The 16,410-nt window shown below is 63.2% G+C and carries 15 protein-coding genes; 9 read left to right on the forward strand and 6 right to left on the reverse strand.

The genetic code is table 11. The features are described from left to right. Nucleotides 1-198: 198 nt before the first annotated feature. On the reverse strand, nucleotides 199-1,458 hold the full coding sequence (locus FJV77_RS00245; RefSeq protein WP_142864885.1) for an N-acetylmuramoyl-L-alanine amidase: 1,260 nt from the start codon (nucleotides 1,456-1,458) through the stop codon (nucleotides 199-201). A 649-nt stretch (nucleotides 1,459-2,107) separates the two neighbouring features. Between FJV77_RS00245 and FJV77_RS00250 the strand changes: the two genes are divergently transcribed. Continuing rightward, a complete protein-coding gene (locus FJV77_RS00250; protein WP_142864886.1) occupies nucleotides 2,108-5,071 on the forward strand; it encodes a ribonuclease E/G in 2,964 nt (987 codons plus the stop codon). A gap of 97 nt (nucleotides 5,072-5,168) precedes the next feature. Here the strand turns inward: FJV77_RS00250 and FJV77_RS00255 are convergent, their stop codons facing one another. Beyond that, entirely contained in the window at nucleotides 5,169-6,098 is a 930-nt protein-coding gene (locus tag FJV77_RS00255) for a glutaminase (RefSeq protein ID WP_142864887.1), read from the reverse strand. Nucleotides 6,099-6,109: 11 nt separating this feature from the next. Continuing rightward, entirely contained in the window at nucleotides 6,110-7,258 is a 1,149-nt protein-coding gene (locus FJV77_RS00260) for an aminotransferase class I/II-fold pyridoxal phosphate-dependent enzyme (RefSeq protein WP_142864888.1), read from the reverse strand. A gap of 156 nt (nucleotides 7,259-7,414) precedes the next feature. Here FJV77_RS00260 and FJV77_RS00265 point away from each other — a divergent pair, with 156 nt between their 5' ends. The 6 genes from FJV77_RS00265 (at nucleotide 7,415) to aat (ending at nucleotide 12,761) form a co-directional block, all read left to right on the forward strand. Continuing rightward, the gene (locus tag FJV77_RS00265) at nucleotides 7,415-8,827 is read left to right on the forward strand and encodes a M48 family metalloprotease (RefSeq protein WP_142864889.1); all 1,413 of its coding nucleotides are present in this window, start codon (nucleotides 7,415-7,417) and stop codon (nucleotides 8,825-8,827) included. Between the two features lie 57 nt (nucleotides 8,828-8,884). Beyond that, complete coding sequence (locus FJV77_RS00270; protein WP_142864890.1) at nucleotides 8,885-9,685, forward strand: DsbA family protein; 801 nt, start codon at nucleotides 8,885-8,887, stop codon at nucleotides 9,683-9,685. Nucleotides 9,686-9,836: 151 nt separating this feature from the next. Then, the gene (gene aroQ, locus FJV77_RS00275; protein ID WP_112564337.1) at nucleotides 9,837-10,271 is read left to right on the forward strand and encodes a type II 3-dehydroquinate dehydratase; all 435 of its coding nucleotides are present in this window, start codon (nucleotides 9,837-9,839) and stop codon (nucleotides 10,269-10,271) included. A 26-nt stretch (nucleotides 10,272-10,297) separates the two neighbouring features. Beyond that, complete coding sequence (accB, locus tag FJV77_RS00280; protein ID WP_142864891.1) at nucleotides 10,298-10,762, forward strand: acetyl-CoA carboxylase biotin carboxyl carrier protein; 465 nt, start codon at nucleotides 10,298-10,300, stop codon at nucleotides 10,760-10,762. Nucleotides 10,763-10,772: 10 nt separating this feature from the next. After that, the gene (gene accC / locus FJV77_RS00285; protein ID WP_142864892.1) at nucleotides 10,773-12,116 is read left to right on the forward strand and encodes an acetyl-CoA carboxylase biotin carboxylase subunit; all 1,344 of its coding nucleotides are present in this window, start codon (nucleotides 10,773-10,775) and stop codon (nucleotides 12,114-12,116) included. 27 nt (nucleotides 12,117-12,143) lie between these two features. Next, a complete protein-coding gene (aat, locus tag FJV77_RS00290) occupies nucleotides 12,144-12,761 on the forward strand; it encodes a leucyl/phenylalanyl-tRNA--protein transferase (RefSeq protein WP_142864893.1) in 618 nt (205 codons plus the stop codon). A gap of 46 nt (nucleotides 12,762-12,807) precedes the next feature. On the opposite strand, the gene FJV77_RS00295 is transcribed toward aat, so the two are convergent. The 3 genes from FJV77_RS00295 to FJV77_RS00305 form a co-directional block, all read right to left on the reverse strand. Beyond that, nucleotides 12,808-13,194: a hypothetical protein gene (locus FJV77_RS00295; RefSeq protein ID WP_142865489.1), complete on the reverse strand. Its 387-nt coding sequence runs from the start codon at nucleotides 13,192-13,194 to the stop codon at nucleotides 12,808-12,810. 75 nt (nucleotides 13,195-13,269) lie between these two features. Next, entirely contained in the window at nucleotides 13,270-13,821 is a 552-nt protein-coding gene (locus FJV77_RS00300) for a DUF2155 domain-containing protein (protein ID WP_185970156.1), read from the reverse strand. A gap of 115 nt (nucleotides 13,822-13,936) precedes the next feature. Continuing rightward, on the reverse strand, nucleotides 13,937-14,335 hold the full coding sequence (locus FJV77_RS00305; RefSeq protein ID WP_142864894.1) for an NADH:ubiquinone oxidoreductase subunit NDUFA12: 399 nt from the start codon (nucleotides 14,333-14,335) through the stop codon (nucleotides 13,937-13,939). A 330-nt stretch (nucleotides 14,336-14,665) separates the two neighbouring features. Between FJV77_RS00305 and panB the strand changes: the two genes are divergently transcribed. Further along, on the forward strand, nucleotides 14,666-15,496 hold the full coding sequence (panB, locus tag FJV77_RS00310) for a 3-methyl-2-oxobutanoate hydroxymethyltransferase (protein ID WP_142864895.1): 831 nt from the start codon (nucleotides 14,666-14,668) through the stop codon (nucleotides 15,494-15,496). Then, entirely contained in the window at nucleotides 15,493-16,350 is an 858-nt protein-coding gene (gene panC / locus FJV77_RS00315) for a pantoate--beta-alanine ligase (protein WP_142864896.1), read from the forward strand. The genes panB and panC overlap by 4 nt, the downstream gene beginning before the upstream one ends. The last annotated feature ends 60 nt before the right edge of the window (nucleotides 16,351-16,410 follow it).

Below are 16,410 nucleotides of genomic sequence, written 5' to 3' on the forward strand. Positions count from 1 at the left end.
GGTTCGGGGAGTTTCCTAGACGAAGCCGCCTTTCGCGCAAGCCTTCGCTACGGTCCCGATCCGTGATGGAAAACCCATGTCGCCACCATGTGGACAAAATGGGGCAGCGTCCGATTTCTGCATCCCCCACCGGAAATAAAAGCGCCCGGTGTTGTCGTCGTGCAACGCTGCCTCTGGTTGTGGGCGGCGTCTGCCATCTCAGCCTCCGGTTCCCGTTCCCATCTTGGCGGAGGCAAACAAAGCGACGGCGTTGGTGATGCTCTGCGCCGCCTTGCCACGCCAGTCGGCGTCGAGCAGCTGCGCTTCGTCCTTGGCGTTGGAGAGATAGCCGAGTTCGACCAGCACCGACGGAACATCGGGCGCCTTCAGCACCTTGAAGCCGGCCGAGCGCTGCGGATTGTTGATCAGGCCGACGCTGGTGGACAGCTGGCCGACTAGAGTGTGGGCAAAGCTCATCGAGAAATTATGCGTCTCGCGGCGGATCAGGTCGATCAGTATGTCGGTGACTTCCTTGTTGTCGTCCTTGATCACCATGCCGGCGAACTGGTCGGAGAGGTTTTCGCGATCGGCCAGCGCCTGCGCTTCCGGGTCGGATGCCTTGTCGGAGACGGTGTAGACGGTGGCGCCTCTGATGCCCTTGACGCTGATCGTATCGGCATGGATCGAGATCAACAGGTCCGCCTCGTGCTGACGGGCGATGCGCACGCGGTCGTCAAGCCGCAGGAATTCGTCGGTCTCGCGCGTCATGAACACGTCGTAGTTGCCGACGGCGGCGAGCTTGTCGCGCAATTCGGTGGCGAAGGCCAGCGTGACGTTCTTCTCGATGGTGCCGTTGAGGCCTTCGGCGCCGCCGTCGATGCCGCCATGGCCGGGATCGATGACGACGGTGAAGCGATGCCCCGGATTGGAGACCGGCCCGGTGCCGACCCTGGCGCCCTTGTCGGTGGAGACGGTCGAACCGGTGGTCAGCGCCTGGTTGGCAAGGGCTTCGTCGAACTCGCGGTCGGAGGCCGCCGACATGTCGATGGCGATGCGGTAGCCGGTTCCGTCATCATTCTTGAGCACGTCGAGCTTGTCGACCGAGAACGGCCCCTTGCCGGTCAGGATCAGCCGCGATCCCTCGCCCTGATCGCCATAGCGCACCGCCTTGACAAGGCCGCGCGCCTTGGCGTCCTTCGCGCTAATGGCGAATCGTGTGCGCGGCAGGTCGACGACCAGCCGGTTGGGGCCGCGCAACAGGAACCATTTGATATCGGGTTCGCGGTCGAAATCGATGACGATGCGCATCTTGGTGGCGTCGCCCGCCATCTTGTAGGCGGTGGCGCCGAGCGGCGCATCAGCCGCGTGTGAACCCGGCGCAAAACCAAAGCAGAGCGCCAGCAGCAAAAGCACAATCGCAGCGCGCAGCAAAAGGCCTGCACGGCCATGGCCCTTGTCTGTGGTGCCCGCCAGTCCCATCTCTTTGCAGTCGCTCCCGGTTTGGCGCCTCGCGCCCGCGTGGTTGGTCGAAATGCCGGTCAGGCCGCAGACTCGATTAACGATTGGTATCCAGAGAAGGTTAACCAAGCCTTTTCATTGAGGATCAAGGCCTGTGCTTCCGTTACGGCACTGCTTTTTGCCGGCATCCGAAATCGGGGTTGCCTTCCACCCCGTCAAATCATAAAAGCGATGGTGGATCACTGCAATCCTGGAACCGCTTCTCCCGCAGCTTCCTGCTACAGGTCAGATGAAAGGCGGCTCCTTTCGCTTCCAGCGAAAAGGCTTCAGGTGATCGCGACGAATTTCGCAGGTGTGCGCCCGTGGCGGGGGAATCGCCTGCGTGAGGAAAACGGCCGGGATTGTTCCCGTGCCGGCTCTGTATGAGCAAACAAGCTGGTCCGGTTCGCCCGGGCTTTGGTTCAAAAGGTTCTGCTGGTGACGATGGCTTCAAGCGCAATCATGGAAAGGTCCGCATCAAACCGCGCCATTATGGCTGCGGGCGGCACCGCCATGGCGCTCAAGCGGCGGCCAGCAACCATCCAGACATCCGGCACCCACGTGACAGACACGCAGCAGCGAGCTTTGCCTCGCAAGCTGCGGCTGGCGGCTGCCGGGAGGAAACGTAATAATGCCCAACAAAATGCTGATAGACGCCTCCCACCCGGAGGAAACACGCGTTGTCGTTATCCGCGGTAACCGTATTGAAGAATTCGACTTTGAATCCCAGGACAAGAAGCAGCTCAAAGGAAACATCTATCTCGCCCGCGTAACGCGCGTCGAACCTTCCCTTCAGGCAGCCTTTGTCGAATATGGCGGCAACCGTCACGGTTTCCTCGCCTTCAGTGAAATACACCCCGACTATTACCAGATCCCGGTCGCCGATCGTCAGGCTCTGCTGCGCGCCGAAGCTCAGGAAGCCGAGGACGAGGAGAACGAGGACAATGACGGGGACGACCGCCAGAGCCGTGATCGCGGCCGGCGCGGCCGTCGGCGCGGCGGCAAAGGCCGCGAGCGTGGCGAACACAAGCGCGACGCCGGCACTGATGATGAAAGCGGCGAACATGGCGACACCGGCGGCGATGCCGTTGCCGAAGAGCCTGCTTCCGAGCATGCCGCGGCTGATACCGCCGGGCATGAAGATCACGCCGCGCATGGCGACAGCGAAACCTCCGAGACCGAGACATCCGAGACCGAACCGTCAGAAGGCGGCCCGACATCGATCGCGGCAAGCGTCGAAGCGGATGTGATCTCCGAAGCCGTCCCGCCGGCTGAGGCCGGCGACGACACCGCGTCCAGCGAGGCAAGCGGTGAAGCTGTTTCGGCCGATCACAGCGGCGAAGCCACCTCCTCCGACAATGATCGCGGCATGCTGGAAGAGGTGCAGTCCTCGCATCCCGACGACCACGAGATTGAATCGGTGGGCGCCGAGGATGCGCTGGAAGAGGTGCGCAACCGCCGCAAGCCGGTGCGCCGCCAGTACAAGATCCAGGAAGTCATCAAGCGCCGGCAGATCCTGCTGGTGCAGGTGGTCAAGGAAGAGCGCGGCAACAAGGGCGCGGCGCTCACTACCTATCTGTCGCTTGCCGGCCGCTATTCGGTGCTGATGCCCAACACGGCGCGCGGCGGCGGTATTTCGCGCAAGATCACCAGCGCGGTCGACCGCAAGCGCCTCAAGGAAGTCGTTGCCGATCTCGAAGTGCCTCAGGGCATGGGCGTGATCCTGCGCACCGCCGGCGAAAGCCGCACCAAGGCCGAGATCAAGCGCGACTACGAATATCTGATGCGGCTTTGGGAAAACGTCCGCAGTCTGACGCTGCAATCCACCGCCCCTGCCCTCGTTTACGAGGAAGGCAGCCTGATCAAGCGCTCAGTGCGCGATCTCTACAACAAGGATATCGACGAGATTCTTGTCTCCGGCGAGGAAGGCTATCGCGAGGCCAAGGATTTCATGCGCATGCTGATGCCGAGCCACGCCAAGGTGGTTCAGCCGTTCCGCGACACGACGCCGATCTTCGTGCGCAACGGCATCGAGGCACAGCTTGACCGCATGCTGCAGCCGCAGGTGACGCTGAAGAGCGGCGGCTACATCATCATCAACCAGACCGAAGCGCTGGTCGCCATCGACGTCAATTCGGGCCGCTCCACCAAGGAGCACTCGATCGAGGACACCGCGCTCCACACCAACCTTGAAGCCGCCGAGGAAGTCGCCCGGCAGTTGAGGCTGCGCGATCTCGCCGGCCTGATCGTCATCGACTTCATCGACATGGAGGAGAATCGCAACAACCGCTCCGTCGAGAAGCGGCTGAAGGATCACCTCAAGAACGACCGGGCTCGCATCCAGGTCGGCCGTATCTCGCATTTCGGCCTGATGGAGATGTCGCGCCAGCGCATCCGCGCCAGCGTGCTGGAATCGACCATGAAGCCCTGCCCGCATTGCGGCGGCACCGGCCATGTCCGCTCCGACTCGTCGGTGGCGCTGATGGTGGTGCGGGCGATCGAGGAATTCCTGCTCAAGGACTCGCGCAGCCACATCACGGTGCGGACGCCGGCTGCAACCGCGCTCTATGTGCTCAACCACAAGCGCGGCACCTTGGTGGAACTCGAAAGCCGCTTCGGCCTGACCATCACCATCGAAGCCGATGACACGGTCGGTGTGCAGCACTATGCCATCTTCCGCGGCGCTATTGCCGAAAAGCCGGAAGGCTTTGTCGAGCAGCGCAGCCTGCCCGCCTATGTCGAGCCGGAAGAGCCCGAGGACGAAATCGTCATCGAGGAGGAAGGCGACGAGGTTGTGGTGCAGGCCGAGCAGCCGCGCCAGGCGCAGCCGCAGTCGCAGCAGCAGCCGCGATCGGCTGAGGACGGCGAAGGCCGCGACCGCAAGCGCCGCAAGCGCCGCAGGCGGCGTGGCGGCAAGGATCGCGACCGCGAGCACGGCGGCGAGCGCGAGCATGGCCAAACCGTCGAGGGCGCTTCGGTCCCCGCGGCAAGCGACGACTTTGCCTCTGAACCAGGCGATGACGATGCGGCACCGCAGAGCGACGCCCCGGTTGGCGCCGTCGAAACCGTGGAAGCGTCGGATGACGCCCAGGGCAAGAAGCGCCGGCGCGGCAAGCGCGGTGGCAAGCGCAATCGGCGCGAGGACGGTGAAGGCACTGAGGCCGAGGCAGGCGAAACGGCTGACGTTTCGGTGGCCGATGCCGCTGAAGCCGAAACGGTCGCAAGCGAACCGGTCGCTGCGGTAGCGGTTGAAGAAGCTGCGGCTCCTGCCGCGGCGAACGACGACGCGCCAGCCGAAAAGCCGAAGAAGAAGCGCGCCTCAAGGGCGAAGAAAGCCGTAACCGAAGTCTCCGCCGAGACGGTGGCCGAAGTGCCGGCTACTGCCCCGGTCGAGGAAGTCGCATCGTCCAAGGTCGAGACGCCTGCGCCTGCCGCTCCAGTCGAGGAGGAAGCGCCTGCTCGACCGACCCGGCGCAAGGCCGTGGCGGCGGATACCCCGGTGGTTCCGGTGGTTTCCTCCAGCGTTGCCGACGAGGCAAAGGCCGAAGAAAAGCCGAAGCGTGCCGGCTGGTGGCAGCGGAAGGGCTTTTTCTAAGAATTTCAGACAGTTGAACTGACTTCTTGAACAATAAAAATCCCGCGTTCCTCGAAAAGAGGGCGCGGGATTTTCCTATCTGGGGAATGGTGGGCCTTTAAGGAGCGAAGATCGACCAGTTCATCATCCTGGCCAGCTTTTCCAGCGCGATCGACCCCAGCTTCGAATTGCCGTTGGCGTTGAGACCCGGCGACCACACGGCGAGCGAGGCGACGCCCGGCACGATCCCCAATATGCCGCCGCCGACGCCGCTTTTGCCGGGAATGCCGACGCGGAAAGCAAAATCGCCGGAGCCGTCATAGTGGCCGCAGGTCAGCATCATGGCGCCGATGCGGCGTGCGCGCTCGGCCGACACCACGGAATGGCCGGTCGCTGGGTTCTTGCCGCCATTGGCGAGGAAGCGGCCGGCCAGCGCCAGTTGCCGACAGCTCATGGCGATGGCGCAATGATGGAAGTAGACGCCCAGCGCCAGCTCCGGCGCATGGTGAAGATTGCCGAAGGATTTCATGTAGTTGGCAAGCGCAAAGTTGCGGTAGCCGGTGGCGCGTTCGGACGCCGCGACCTCGCGGTCGATGATGATGGTCTCATCGTCGGCGAGGAACTGGATGAAGCGCAGGATCTCGCCGATCGCTTCACGCGGCTGGTGGCCGGCGAGCAGGATGTCGGAAACGACGATAGCGCCGGCATTGATGAAGGGATTGCGCGGAATGCCGTTCTCATGCTCGAGCTGGACGATCGAGTTGAACGGATTGCCCGACGGCTCACGTCCGACACGCTGCCACAGCGCATCGCCGACATTGCCGAGCGCCAGCGTCAGGGTAAACACCTTCGAAATGCTCTGGATCGAGAACGCCTGGTCGGCATCGCCGGCGACAAGCACGCGGCCGTCATTGGTCACCGCCGCAATGCCGAATTTCTTCGGATCGACTTTGCCGAGCTGCGGGATGTAGGTGGCGACCTCGCCACGATCGGTGCGTTCCGCCATCTCGGCGGCGACATCGGCCAGCGCTTGTTCGAGTTCCGGCATTGTCGTTCCCGCTATTTCAGCCAGCGCTCGATGCGCGCCATCGCCTCGACCATGTCGTCATGGCTGCCGGCATAGGAAAAACGCATCGTTCGGTGTCCGGCCAGCGGATCGAAATCACGGCCCGGCGTCGCCGCCACATGCGCCTCGGCCAGCATTTTGCGCGCAAAGGCCATGCTGTCATTGGTGTGCCGGGTGACATCGCAAAAGGCGTAGAAGGCGCCGTCCATGGGGGCTGCCAGCGGAAATCCGAGCTCCGGCAGGCGCTGCATCAACAGCTCGCGGTTCCAGGCGTAGCGCGCCTTCACCGCTTCCAGCTCTTCCGTTGCCTTGAAGGCCTCGATCGCCGCGATCTGCGACAGTTCGGGCGGCGAGATATAGAGGCTCTGGGCAATCCGCTCGATTGGCCGCACCAGGGCGTCCGGCAGCACCATCCAGCCGATACGCCAGCCGGTCATGCAATAGTATTTCGAGAACGAGTTGATCACCGTCACACCTGAGCCGTAGGCCAGCGCCGTGGTGTCGGGCGCCGCATAGGCCAGCCGGTGATAGATTTCGTCCGATATCACCGCGATGCCAAGTTCTTCGGCAGTCCTCACCAGTGCCGACAGCTCGTCGGCGGGAATGACCGCGCCGGTCGGATTGGCGGGGCTCGCAAACAGCACGCCCTTCAACGGTTTTTCGCGATGCGCGGATTTCAAATGGTCGGCATGCAGATAGGCGTCCAGGCCGAGCTCGATCTCGACGATCTCGATGCCGAGCGCCGCCATGATATTGCGATAGGCGGGATAGCCAGGCGCGGCGATGGCGACGCGGTCCCCCGGATCGAACATCGCCAGGAAGGCCAGATTGAAGGCTGCCGATGATCCCGTCGTCACGGCAATCCGGTTCGGCGCGACATCGATCCCGTAATGATCGCCATAGTGCGCGGCGATTGCCTTGCGCAGATCCACCAGGCCGAGCGCATCGGTATAGCCGATGCGGCCGATCTTCAGCGCATTTGCGGCGGCCTCCCTGACCCCCACCGGCGCCGGATCGGATGGCTGGCCGACGGCCATGGACACGACAGGCACGCCTGTCGCCTTCAGCCGGTTGGCCTCGGCCAGGATGTCCATGGCGTGAAACGGCTCGACTTCACCGCGGCGCGACAGCGAAACAACCATTTGACCTCACCTCTTCCGTCCAATCCTGCCGCTCCAGGCCAGCAACCCCCGATGGCAGCGCCGCACAAATGCCCGATTGATGTGAGGATCACAAGTTAGCCTAGTTTCGGTGCCGACTCTTTTCATCGTTCGCCCGCTCGTTTACCAGTGGACCTCATGCTGAGCCGACCCAAATCGACGATTTCAAAATATTCCATCGGGAAGACAGCGCGCGGCTTCGCGACGCTTTTGCTTGCCGCCACTGTTGCGATCTCCGGCACGGTGACAGCATTCGCGCAGGCGGTGCCGGTGGTGCGCGATGCCGAGATCGAGGCGCTGGTGCGCGACTATGCGCGGCCGATCTTCAAGGCGGCCGGTCTTGCCAATGACGGCGTCGATATCGTCTTGGTCAACGATCAGAGTTTTAACGCCTTCGTCACCGGGCGCCGGCTGTTCATCAACACCGGCGCGCTGATGCAGGCCGAAACGCCCAACGAGATCATCGGCGTGATCGCCCACGAAGCCGGCCACATCGCCGGCGGCCATCAGCAGAAATTGCGCGACCAGCTCGAGCGCGCCAAGACGATGGCGATTATCGCTACCCTGCTCGGCGCCGGCGCCATCGTTGCCGGCGCCACCACCAACAGCCGCGGCCTTGCCGGTGCCGGCATGGGTGTCGCCGCCGGCGGCGGCGAGATGGCGCAGCGCAGCATTCTTGCCTACCAGCGCACCGAAGAGTCGACCGCCGACCGCTCGGCCATCACCTATCTCAACGCCACCGGCCAGTCCGGCATGGGCATGCTGAAGACCTTCGCCCGCTTCCAGAACGCGCTGTCTCTGTCCGGCACGCAGGTCGATCCCTACCGGATCAGCCATCCCATGCCACAGGAGCGCATCGCCAATCTCGAAGTGCTGGTCAAGCAAAGCCCCAATGTCGACAAGGTCGATCCGCCCGCGCTGCAGCAGCGCCACGACATGATGCGCATCAAGATCGCCGCCTATATGGGCGGCCAGGCCGCCGCGACGCGGCTGATGCGCAAGGCCCCGGGCAGCCTCCCATCGCGCTATGGCGAGGCGCAGATGGCCTATCTCTACGGCAATCTGGGTGCGGCACTCACCAAGACCAACGCATTGATCAAGGAACAGCCGAAGAACCCCTATTTCCAGGAATTGCGTGGCGACATCCTGATGAAGGCCAACAAGCCGAAGGACGCGGCGGATGCCTATACCAAGGCGGTCAGCCTCGATCCGGTGAAGTCGGGCCTGTTGCCCGTGTCCCTCGGCCAGGCGCTGATGGCCATCGGCACGCCCGATTCACTGAAGAAGGCGGTGGTGCAGATCAACAGCGGTCTTGGGCGCGACAAGGAAAACACCGCCGGGTACCGCTATCTGGCCCAGGCCTATGGCGAGCTCGGCAACATCCCTTCGGCGGAGCTTGCGACTGCAGAAGGCCATTTCTATTCCGGCGACTACAAGAATGCGAAAATCTTCGCCATGCGCGCACAAAAGGACTTGAAGCGCGGCGAGCCCGGCTGGATTCGCGCGCAGGACATCATAAACTACAACCCTTCAGGCAAACTCAAGAAGTGAACCTTCCGGTCGCTTGCAGCGACTAAGATAGACCGGAACCGGTAAGAGGATCAGACGATGAACAAGACAATATTGCTAGGCACGACGGGAGTGGCGGCTGCTCTTGCCATGCTGGCTTTCGGGTTCGTCGCCGGCAGTCCGCAGGTGGCAAAGGCCGATACCGCGATCGTCCAGACCGCATCCTCGGACACCAAGATCGATCGGGCCGAGGTCGAGGGCATCATCCGCGACTATCTGTTGAAAAACCCGGAAGTGCTGCTCGAAGTTCAGGACGCGCTGGAGGCCAAGCAGAAGGAAGAGCAGCGCATTGCCGCACTCGGCGTCATTACCAAGGCCAAGGATGAGATCTTCAACTCGGCCTTCGACGGCGTCGTCGGCAATCCGAAGGGCAAGGTCACCATCGTCGAGTTCTACGATTACAATTGCGGCTTCTGCAAACGCGCCATCGAGGACATGCGGGCGCTGACCAAGTCCGACCCGGACCTGCGCTTCGTGCTCAAGGAGTTCCCGATCCTCGGCCCGGATTCGCAGAAGGCCAGCGTCGTCTCGATGGCCTTCCACCTGATGAAGCCGGAGAAGTACGGCGAGTTCCACAATGCGCTGCTCGGCGGCCAGGGCCGCGCGACCGAGGCGGCGGCCATCAAGGTGGCGCTGTCGCTCGGCGCCGATGAGGCGGAGTTGCGCGAGAAGATGAAGGACCCGACCATCACCGAGGCTTTCTCCAAGACCTTCGACCTCGCCAACAAGCTGGCCATCACCGGAACGCCGTCCTATGTGGTCGGCAACGAGGTAGTGTTCGGTGCGCTTGGCCAGGAAGTGCTGGCCGAAAAGATCGAGGCGGCGAAAGCCGCGCTCTGATCTTGTGCGCGAGCCTACCTCTCACGGGCACATTTCGGCCTGTTGTGGACAGTGAAAGATCGCACTTGCGCTCTTTCCGCGGGCGACTATGCCCATTATAGAAGGCCCTGCGCGCCGGCTTGAGGCAGGTGCTGGGAAAAGGTCGGCATTTTTGAAAACGATTTTCGTCCTGAACGGTCCCAACCTCAACGCGCTCGGCAAACGCGAGCCCGGCATCTATGGCGGCAAGACGCTTGCCGCGATCGCTGACGACTGCAAGCAGGCGGGCGCCGCACTTGGCCTCGAAATCGATTTTCGCCAGTCGAACCATGAGGGCGACCTCGTCGACTGGATCCAGGAAGCCGGCGACAAGGCTGCCGGCATTGTCATCAATCCGGGTGCCTATAGCCACACATCGATAGCCATTCACGACGCCATCCGCGCCATCGCGCCGCTGCCCGTCGCCGAAGTTCACCTCTCCAACATCCACGCGCGGGAACCATTCCGCCACGTCTCCATGGTTGCGCCGGTCGCTGTCGGCATGATCTGCGGGTTCGGGCCGCTTGGCTACTCGCTGGCGCTGCAGGCGCTGGCGGCACGCCTATGACCGACCCACAAACAGAAGGCTCGAAAATGTCGATAAAGAAGACCGGTGTTGACCAGCAACTGATCCGCGATCTGGCGGGCATACTGAACGACACCAACCTCACCGAGATCGAGGTCGAGCTGGGCGACCTGAAGGTGCGCGTATCGCGCCAGGCGCCGGCCGCCGTCCACGCCATTGCAGCACCTCAAGCAGGCTATGCGCCGGCAGCGCAGCCCGCGGCAAGTGCTGCTGCCGCACCAGCAGTGGCCGATCCGTCCAAGAACGCGGTCCCCTCGCCGATGGTCGGAACCGCCTATCTCGCCCCCTCGCCCGACGCCAAGGCCTTCATCGAGATCGGCCAGAAGGTCAAGGAAGGCCAGACGCTGCTGATCATCGAGGCGATGAAGACAATGAACCAGATCCCGTCGCCGCGCCCCGGCACGGTGACGGCTATCCTGTTCGAGGACGGCCAGCCGGTCGAATACGGCATGCCGCTCGTCGTGATCGAGTAGAGCGGGCCGGATGTTCCAGAAGATCCTCATCGCCAATCGCGGCGAAATCGCGCTTCGGGTGCTGCGCGCCTGCAAGGAACTCGGTATCCAGACCGTGGTGGTGCATTCGACCGCCGATGCGGACGCCATGCATGTCAGGCTTGCCGACGAGAGCGTCTGCATTGGCCCGCCGCCGTCGCGCGACAGCTATCTCAACATCCACCAGATCGTCGCCGCCTGCGAGATCACCGGCGCCGACGCCGTGCATCCTGGCTATGGCTTCCTGTCGGAGAACGCCAAGTTCGCCGACATCCTGGCCGCCCACAACATCACCTTCATCGGCCCGTCCGGCGACCATATCCGCATCATGGGCGACAAGATCGAGGCCAAGCGCACCGCGAAGCGTCTCGGCATCCCGGTCGTGCCGGGTTCGGACGGCGCCGTCACCGATCAGAAGGAAGCCAGGCGCATTGCCGCCGAGATCGGCTATCCCGTGATCATCAAGGCGTCGGCGGGCGGTGGCGGGCGCGGCATGAAGGTCGCTCTTACCGAGGCTGACCTTGAGATCGCCTTGCAGACAGCGAGCACGGAAGCCGGCGCCGCCTTCGGCGACGACGCCGTCTACATCGAGAAATACTTGCAAAAGCCGCGCCACATCGAGGTGCAGGTGTTCGGCGACGGCGCCGGCCGCGGCGTGCATTTCGGCGAGCGCGACTGTTCGCTGCAGCGCCGCCACCAGAAGGTCTGGGAAGAGGCGCCCTCGCCGGCCCTCAACGCCGAGGAGCGCGCCCGCATCGGCGGTATCTGCGCCAAGGCCATCGCCGACCTCGGCTATTCCGGCGCCGGCACCATCGAATTCCTCTACGAGAACGGCGAGTTCTACTTCATCGAGATGAACACGCGCCTGCAGGTCGAGCATCCGGTGACGGAAGCCATCACCGGCATCGATCTCGTGCATGAGCAGATCCGCGTCGCCTCCGGCGGCGGGCTTTCGGTGCGCCAGGAAGACATCAAGTTCAACGGCCACGCCATCGAATGCCGCATCAATGCCGAGGATCCGCGCACCTTCACGCCCTCGCCCGGCACGATCACGCATTTCCACACGCCGGGCGGCCTCGGCATTCGCGTCGATTCCGGCGTCTATTCCGGCTACAAGATCCCGCCCTATTATGACAGCCTGATCGGCAAGCTGATCGTGCATGGCCGCAACCGCGTCGAATGCATGATGCGGCTGCGCCGGGCGCTCGACGAATTCGTCGTCGACGGCATCAAGACGACGCTGCCGCTGTTTCGCGACTTGGTCGGCAATGCCGACATCGCCAATGGCGACTACGACATCCACTGGCTGGAAAAGTATCTGGCCGAAGAGGAATAGCGCCCAAATTGCCGCTATGATGCCGCAATGACCCGCCCCTACGCGCCCGGCTATCGCATTCCGACCGACCTTTTGCTCAAGGCCTATGCCTCGGGCGTCTTCCCGATGGCCGAGAGCGCTTCGGACCCGGAAGTGTTCTGGGTGCGGCCGGAGACGCGCGGCATCATCCCGCTCGAGGCGTTCCACACGCCGAAGAGCTTGAAGAAGACGATCCGCAAGCACCCGTTCGACATCCGCTTCGACTTCGATTTCGAGGCGACGATCGATGGCTGCGCCGAAAAGCGCGAGGAGCGCCGCTCGACCTGGATCAACGCGCCGATCCGCGAAGCCTATATCGAGTTACACCGGCTGGGGCATTGCCACTCAGTCGAGGCCTGGCGCGAGGAACGGCTTGTCGGCGGCCTCTATGGCGTCTCGCTCGGCCGGGTGTTCTTCGGCGAAAGCATGTTCGCCCGGGAAACCGACGCCTCCAAGACCTGCCTTTATTATCTCGTCGAACGGCTGAAGGCGCGCGGCTTCGCGCTGCTCGACACCCAGTTCACCACCGAACACCTCAAGCGCTTCGGCGCGGTCGACGTACCGCGCGGCAAATACGAGAAGATGCTGGCCGACGCCCTGAAGGGGGAAGCCGTTTTCTATCCCTGAACGGGAGACCGGACGTGCCCGGCTCACTCGTCGACGCCTTGAGTGATCAGCTTTTCGCTGCGGTCTCCATCGGCGTCTGCGAATGGAACATCATCTTCCATCCGGTGACCCGATGAACATAGCCGGTGCTGACCAGAGCCGCGTAGGCTTCGCCGTTTTCCCGTGTCGCATGAGCCTCATAAGTCAGCATGATAATGTCGCTGCCGGGCTCGATGATGCCCTTGAGGTCGATCTGCAGATCGCGCCAGCGGTTGGGCTTGGTCGCGGTCTTGGCGAGGTCGGCATTGTCCATCGCCTTTGCCATCTCAGGAAATGCCACCAGGCATTCTGTGTCGGCGTTGGCCGCAAAATAGGCCGAGTCGCCCGTCCAGAACCCCTTTTCGAGGTCGAGCAGTTCTTTCTTGCTGGCAGTGATCCGCTTGCTGTCTGACATCGCAAAATCCTCCAAGCGCATAAATGCGCGGTCGTTCATGGCCAAACGCGTGGTGGCCACGACGGTTCCGGAGGATCAGTTGGTGTCGGTCGCGTCAGGCTCCGTGGGGTCTGGCTGTTCCACAGCCGGAGCAGCGGCGGGCTTTGGCCTGGAGGTATCGACTTTGGGCGTTTCGGCCTTGGCCGCGTCCGGCGGCGGCACATCCGACTTCTGCTTGCAGCCCTTCAGCCACACGTCGTAGACGGCATGCTCGACGGCATTGAGACCGGGGCTTTCGGCGAACATCCAGCCGGTGAAGATACGGCGGATCTTGCGGTCGAGCGTGATCTCATCGACCTCGACGAAGGAATCGGTCTGCGGTTCCTCGTTCTCGGGCCGCGAATAGCAGATGCGCGGCGTCACCTGCAAAGCGCCGAACTGCACCGTCTCGTCGATATAGACATCGAAGGTGATGATGCGGCCGGTGATCTTGTCGATGCCGGCGAATTCGGCGACCGGGTTGGTGATACGATCCGAGATTGCGGGCGCCGCGGCAGGCGCCTGGGCTGCCGCAAACGCGGTCGGCCAGATGGCAACAGCGGCAACTGCCGTCAGTCCGGCCATCGATGTCAGGCTGAAAATGTTCATGCTGATATACCGGTGGTTTGGGCCTGGGTGATTCTGTCACGCCCAAGGCTATTCGCCGTTGTCATACCAACAAGCAGCTAAACGCCAATTGTGGCGACAAAAGACCGCCCGGTGGTCAAGAACCAGGCGTCCACGCATCATAGTCGCCCGTGACCTGCGGACGGTGCTGATTGGTGAGCACGGAACCCTTCGGGCGATAGGCGGCCGGTGTTCCCGTGAGGTTCGATTCGTGCGCCTTTTCCCATTCGCGCGGACGATAGTCGTCGCTCGGCGGCGCGACATCGACGCGGTGGTGGATCCAGCCGTGCCAGCCCGGGGGAATAGCCGAGGCTTCCGCGTAGTTGGCGTAGATGACCCAGCGGCGGGTGCGGCCTTCCGAATCGACGCCGCCCTCATAGTAGACATTGCCGGTTGCATCCTGGCCGACCTTGCTGCCGTGACGCCAAGTGTTGAAACGCGTCCCGAGCGTCTGACCGTTCCACCAGGTGAAAAACTGCGTAAGGAAGGTTTTCATCAAAAATCCTCGCGGCGCGCGCGGCGGTGCCTGCTTCCCTGCTTATGGCGTCAGGTCATCGCGAAGGCAAGGGTTTTACGGCGACTGCGGCACTGACGGCACGCTGAAAGCATGGGCATCGGTCGATCCATTTCGCAACTGCGAGCACCACGCTTGCCAAGCCGGCTGCGTCTTCCTAAAGCTCTGCGCAGCCAGCGCTGCCGCATGACCCCGAAAATCGGAATCGATTTTCGCAAAGGATCATGCGCAAAACCAAAGTGCTACAGCGTCCTTTGCGCGTCTAACAGGACGCGCGGCGCTGTAGTCAACGCCGGCTGCGGGAGGTGAGGAATGGCCCCAGCTGTCGTCAGGATCAGCGCGGAGACGATTCGCGCCCGCAAGGGCGGCGTGCCGATCGTCTGTCTGACCGCTTACACCTATCCCGTCGCCCGCCTGCTCGACGACCATGTCGACCTTCTCCTGGTCGGCGACAGCGTTGCCATGGTGCTGCACGGCCACAAGACCACGCTCGGCGCCTCGCTGGAGATGATGATCGCCCATGGCCAGGCCGTGATGCGCGGCTCGGCAAAGACCTGCGTGGTGGTCGACATGCCGGCCGGCAGCTATGAGACTTCGGCTGCACAAGCCGTTGCCTCTGCGCGCCGCATTGTTGAGGAAACTGGCTGCCAGGCGGTGAAACTGGAAGGCGGCGTTGACGTGGCCCGCCAGATCGCGGCCATCGTTACCGCCGGCATTCCGGTGATGGGGCATATCGGCCTGCAGCCGCAATCCGTGGAAAAGGACGGCGGCTACAAGATCAAGGGCCGCACGCCGGAGAATGTCGCAGCCCTCATGCACGACGCCGATGCGGTCGAAAGGGCCGGCGCGTTTTCGCTGGTCATCGAAGGCACGGTCGAGACTGTCGCCGCCGACCTGACCCGGCGCATCGCCATTCCGACCATCGGCATCGGCGCCAGCAGCGATTGCGACGGCCAGATCCTGGTCATCGATGACATGGTAGGCCTGACCGTCGACCGGGTGCCGAAATTCGTCAAGGAATATGCCGATTTGCGCAGCGTGGTCGCCGATGCCGCCGCGCGTTATGCGGCAGAGGTGCGCAGTCGCACCTTTCCCGGACCAGGCCATGTCTTTTCAGCCAAAACGGGCAAGGATAACGCATGAACCAGCCTGTCGTTGTCGACACTGTGCTTGCCCTTCGCGCCGCAATCCGCGACTGGCGGCGCGACGGCCTCAGCGTTGCCATGGTGCCAACCATGGGCGCGCTGCATGACGGCCATATCTCGCTGGTCAGGGCCGCGCTTTCGACGGCCGATCGCTGCATCGTCTCGATCTTCATCAATCCTGCCCAGTTCGCCCCCACCGAAGACCTGGACAAATATCCGCGCCAGCTGGCGCGCGATCTCGACCGGCTGACAGAGGCCGGCGCCCATCTTGCCTTCACGCCGGCGGTTTCCGAAATCTACCCGGCCGGTTTCGCGACCAGGATTTCGGTCGCCGGCCCGTCGTCGGGGCTGGAATCGGATTTCAGGCCCACCTTCTTCGAGGGCGTCGCCACCGTCGTGGCCAAGCTGTTTCTGCAAGCCTTGCCCGATCGCGCCATCTTCGGCGAAAAGGACTACCAGCAGCTTTGCGTCGTCCGAAAACTCTGCCGGGATCTCGACCTGCCGGTGGACATAGTCGGCGCGCCAACCGTGCGCGACGCGCATGGCCTCGCAATGTCGTCGCGCAATGCCTATCTCGGCGCCGCCGAGCTCGATGTGGCACGCCAGCTCAACGTCATCCTGCGCCAGGCGGCGGCCGCACTTGCAGCCGGCAGCGACGAAAGCAGCGTTACCGCCAAGGCTGCCGCCGCGCTTCTCGAGACAGGCTTCGACAGCGTCGACTATGTCGCGGCGCGCGAGAGCCTGACGCTCGCCCCGTGGCAGCGCGACCGTGACGGCCGCCTGCTCGCCGCGGCGTGGCTTGGCAAGACCAGGTTGATCGACAATGTGGAAGTTTCATCATTTATTCCCTGAAAAATTCCAAATCCGTTCACTTTGATTTGTATCGCAGTTTGGCACGAGCGCCCATAAACA

The organism is Mesorhizobium sp. WSM4306 (assembly GCF_007003975.1).
Classification (GTDB): Bacteria; Pseudomonadota; Alphaproteobacteria; order Rhizobiales; family Rhizobiaceae; genus Mesorhizobium.

Excerpts from the sequence above, each read along its gene's own strand:
- FJV77_RS00245 (WP_142864885.1), bottom strand. The coding sequence starts at position 1,458 with ATGGGACTGGCGGGCACCACAGACAAGGGCCATGGCCGTGCAGGCCTT.
- FJV77_RS00250 (WP_142864886.1), top strand. The coding sequence starts at position 2,108 with ATGCCCAACAAAATGCTGATAGACGCCTCCCACCCGGAGGAAACACGC.
- FJV77_RS00255 (WP_142864887.1), bottom strand. The coding sequence starts at position 6,098 with ATGCCGGAACTCGAACAAGCGCTGGCCGATGTCGCCGCCGAGATGGCG.
- FJV77_RS00260 (WP_142864888.1), bottom strand. The coding sequence starts at position 7,258 with ATGGTTGTTTCGCTGTCGCGCCGCGGTGAAGTCGAGCCGTTTCACGCC.
- FJV77_RS00265 (WP_142864889.1), top strand. The coding sequence starts at position 7,415 with ATGCTGAGCCGACCCAAATCGACGATTTCAAAATATTCCATCGGGAAG.
- FJV77_RS00270 (WP_142864890.1), top strand. The coding sequence starts at position 8,885 with ATGAACAAGACAATATTGCTAGGCACGACGGGAGTGGCGGCTGCTCTT.
- accB (WP_142864891.1), top strand. The coding sequence starts at position 10,298 with ATGTCGATAAAGAAGACCGGTGTTGACCAGCAACTGATCCGCGATCTG.
- accC (WP_142864892.1), top strand. The coding sequence starts at position 10,773 with ATGTTCCAGAAGATCCTCATCGCCAATCGCGGCGAAATCGCGCTTCGG.
- aat (WP_142864893.1), top strand. The coding sequence starts at position 12,144 with ATGACCCGCCCCTACGCGCCCGGCTATCGCATTCCGACCGACCTTTTG.
- FJV77_RS00295 (WP_142865489.1), bottom strand. The coding sequence starts at position 13,194 with ATGTCAGACAGCAAGCGGATCACTGCCAGCAAGAAAGAACTGCTCGAC.
- FJV77_RS00300 (WP_185970156.1), bottom strand. The coding sequence starts at position 13,821 with ATGAACATTTTCAGCCTGACATCGATGGCCGGACTGACGGCAGTTGCC.
- FJV77_RS00305 (WP_142864894.1), bottom strand. The coding sequence starts at position 14,335 with ATGAAAACCTTCCTTACGCAGTTTTTCACCTGGTGGAACGGTCAGACG.
- panB (WP_142864895.1), top strand. The coding sequence starts at position 14,666 with ATGGCCCCAGCTGTCGTCAGGATCAGCGCGGAGACGATTCGCGCCCGC.
- panC (WP_142864896.1), top strand. The coding sequence starts at position 15,493 with ATGAACCAGCCTGTCGTTGTCGACACTGTGCTTGCCCTTCGCGCCGCA.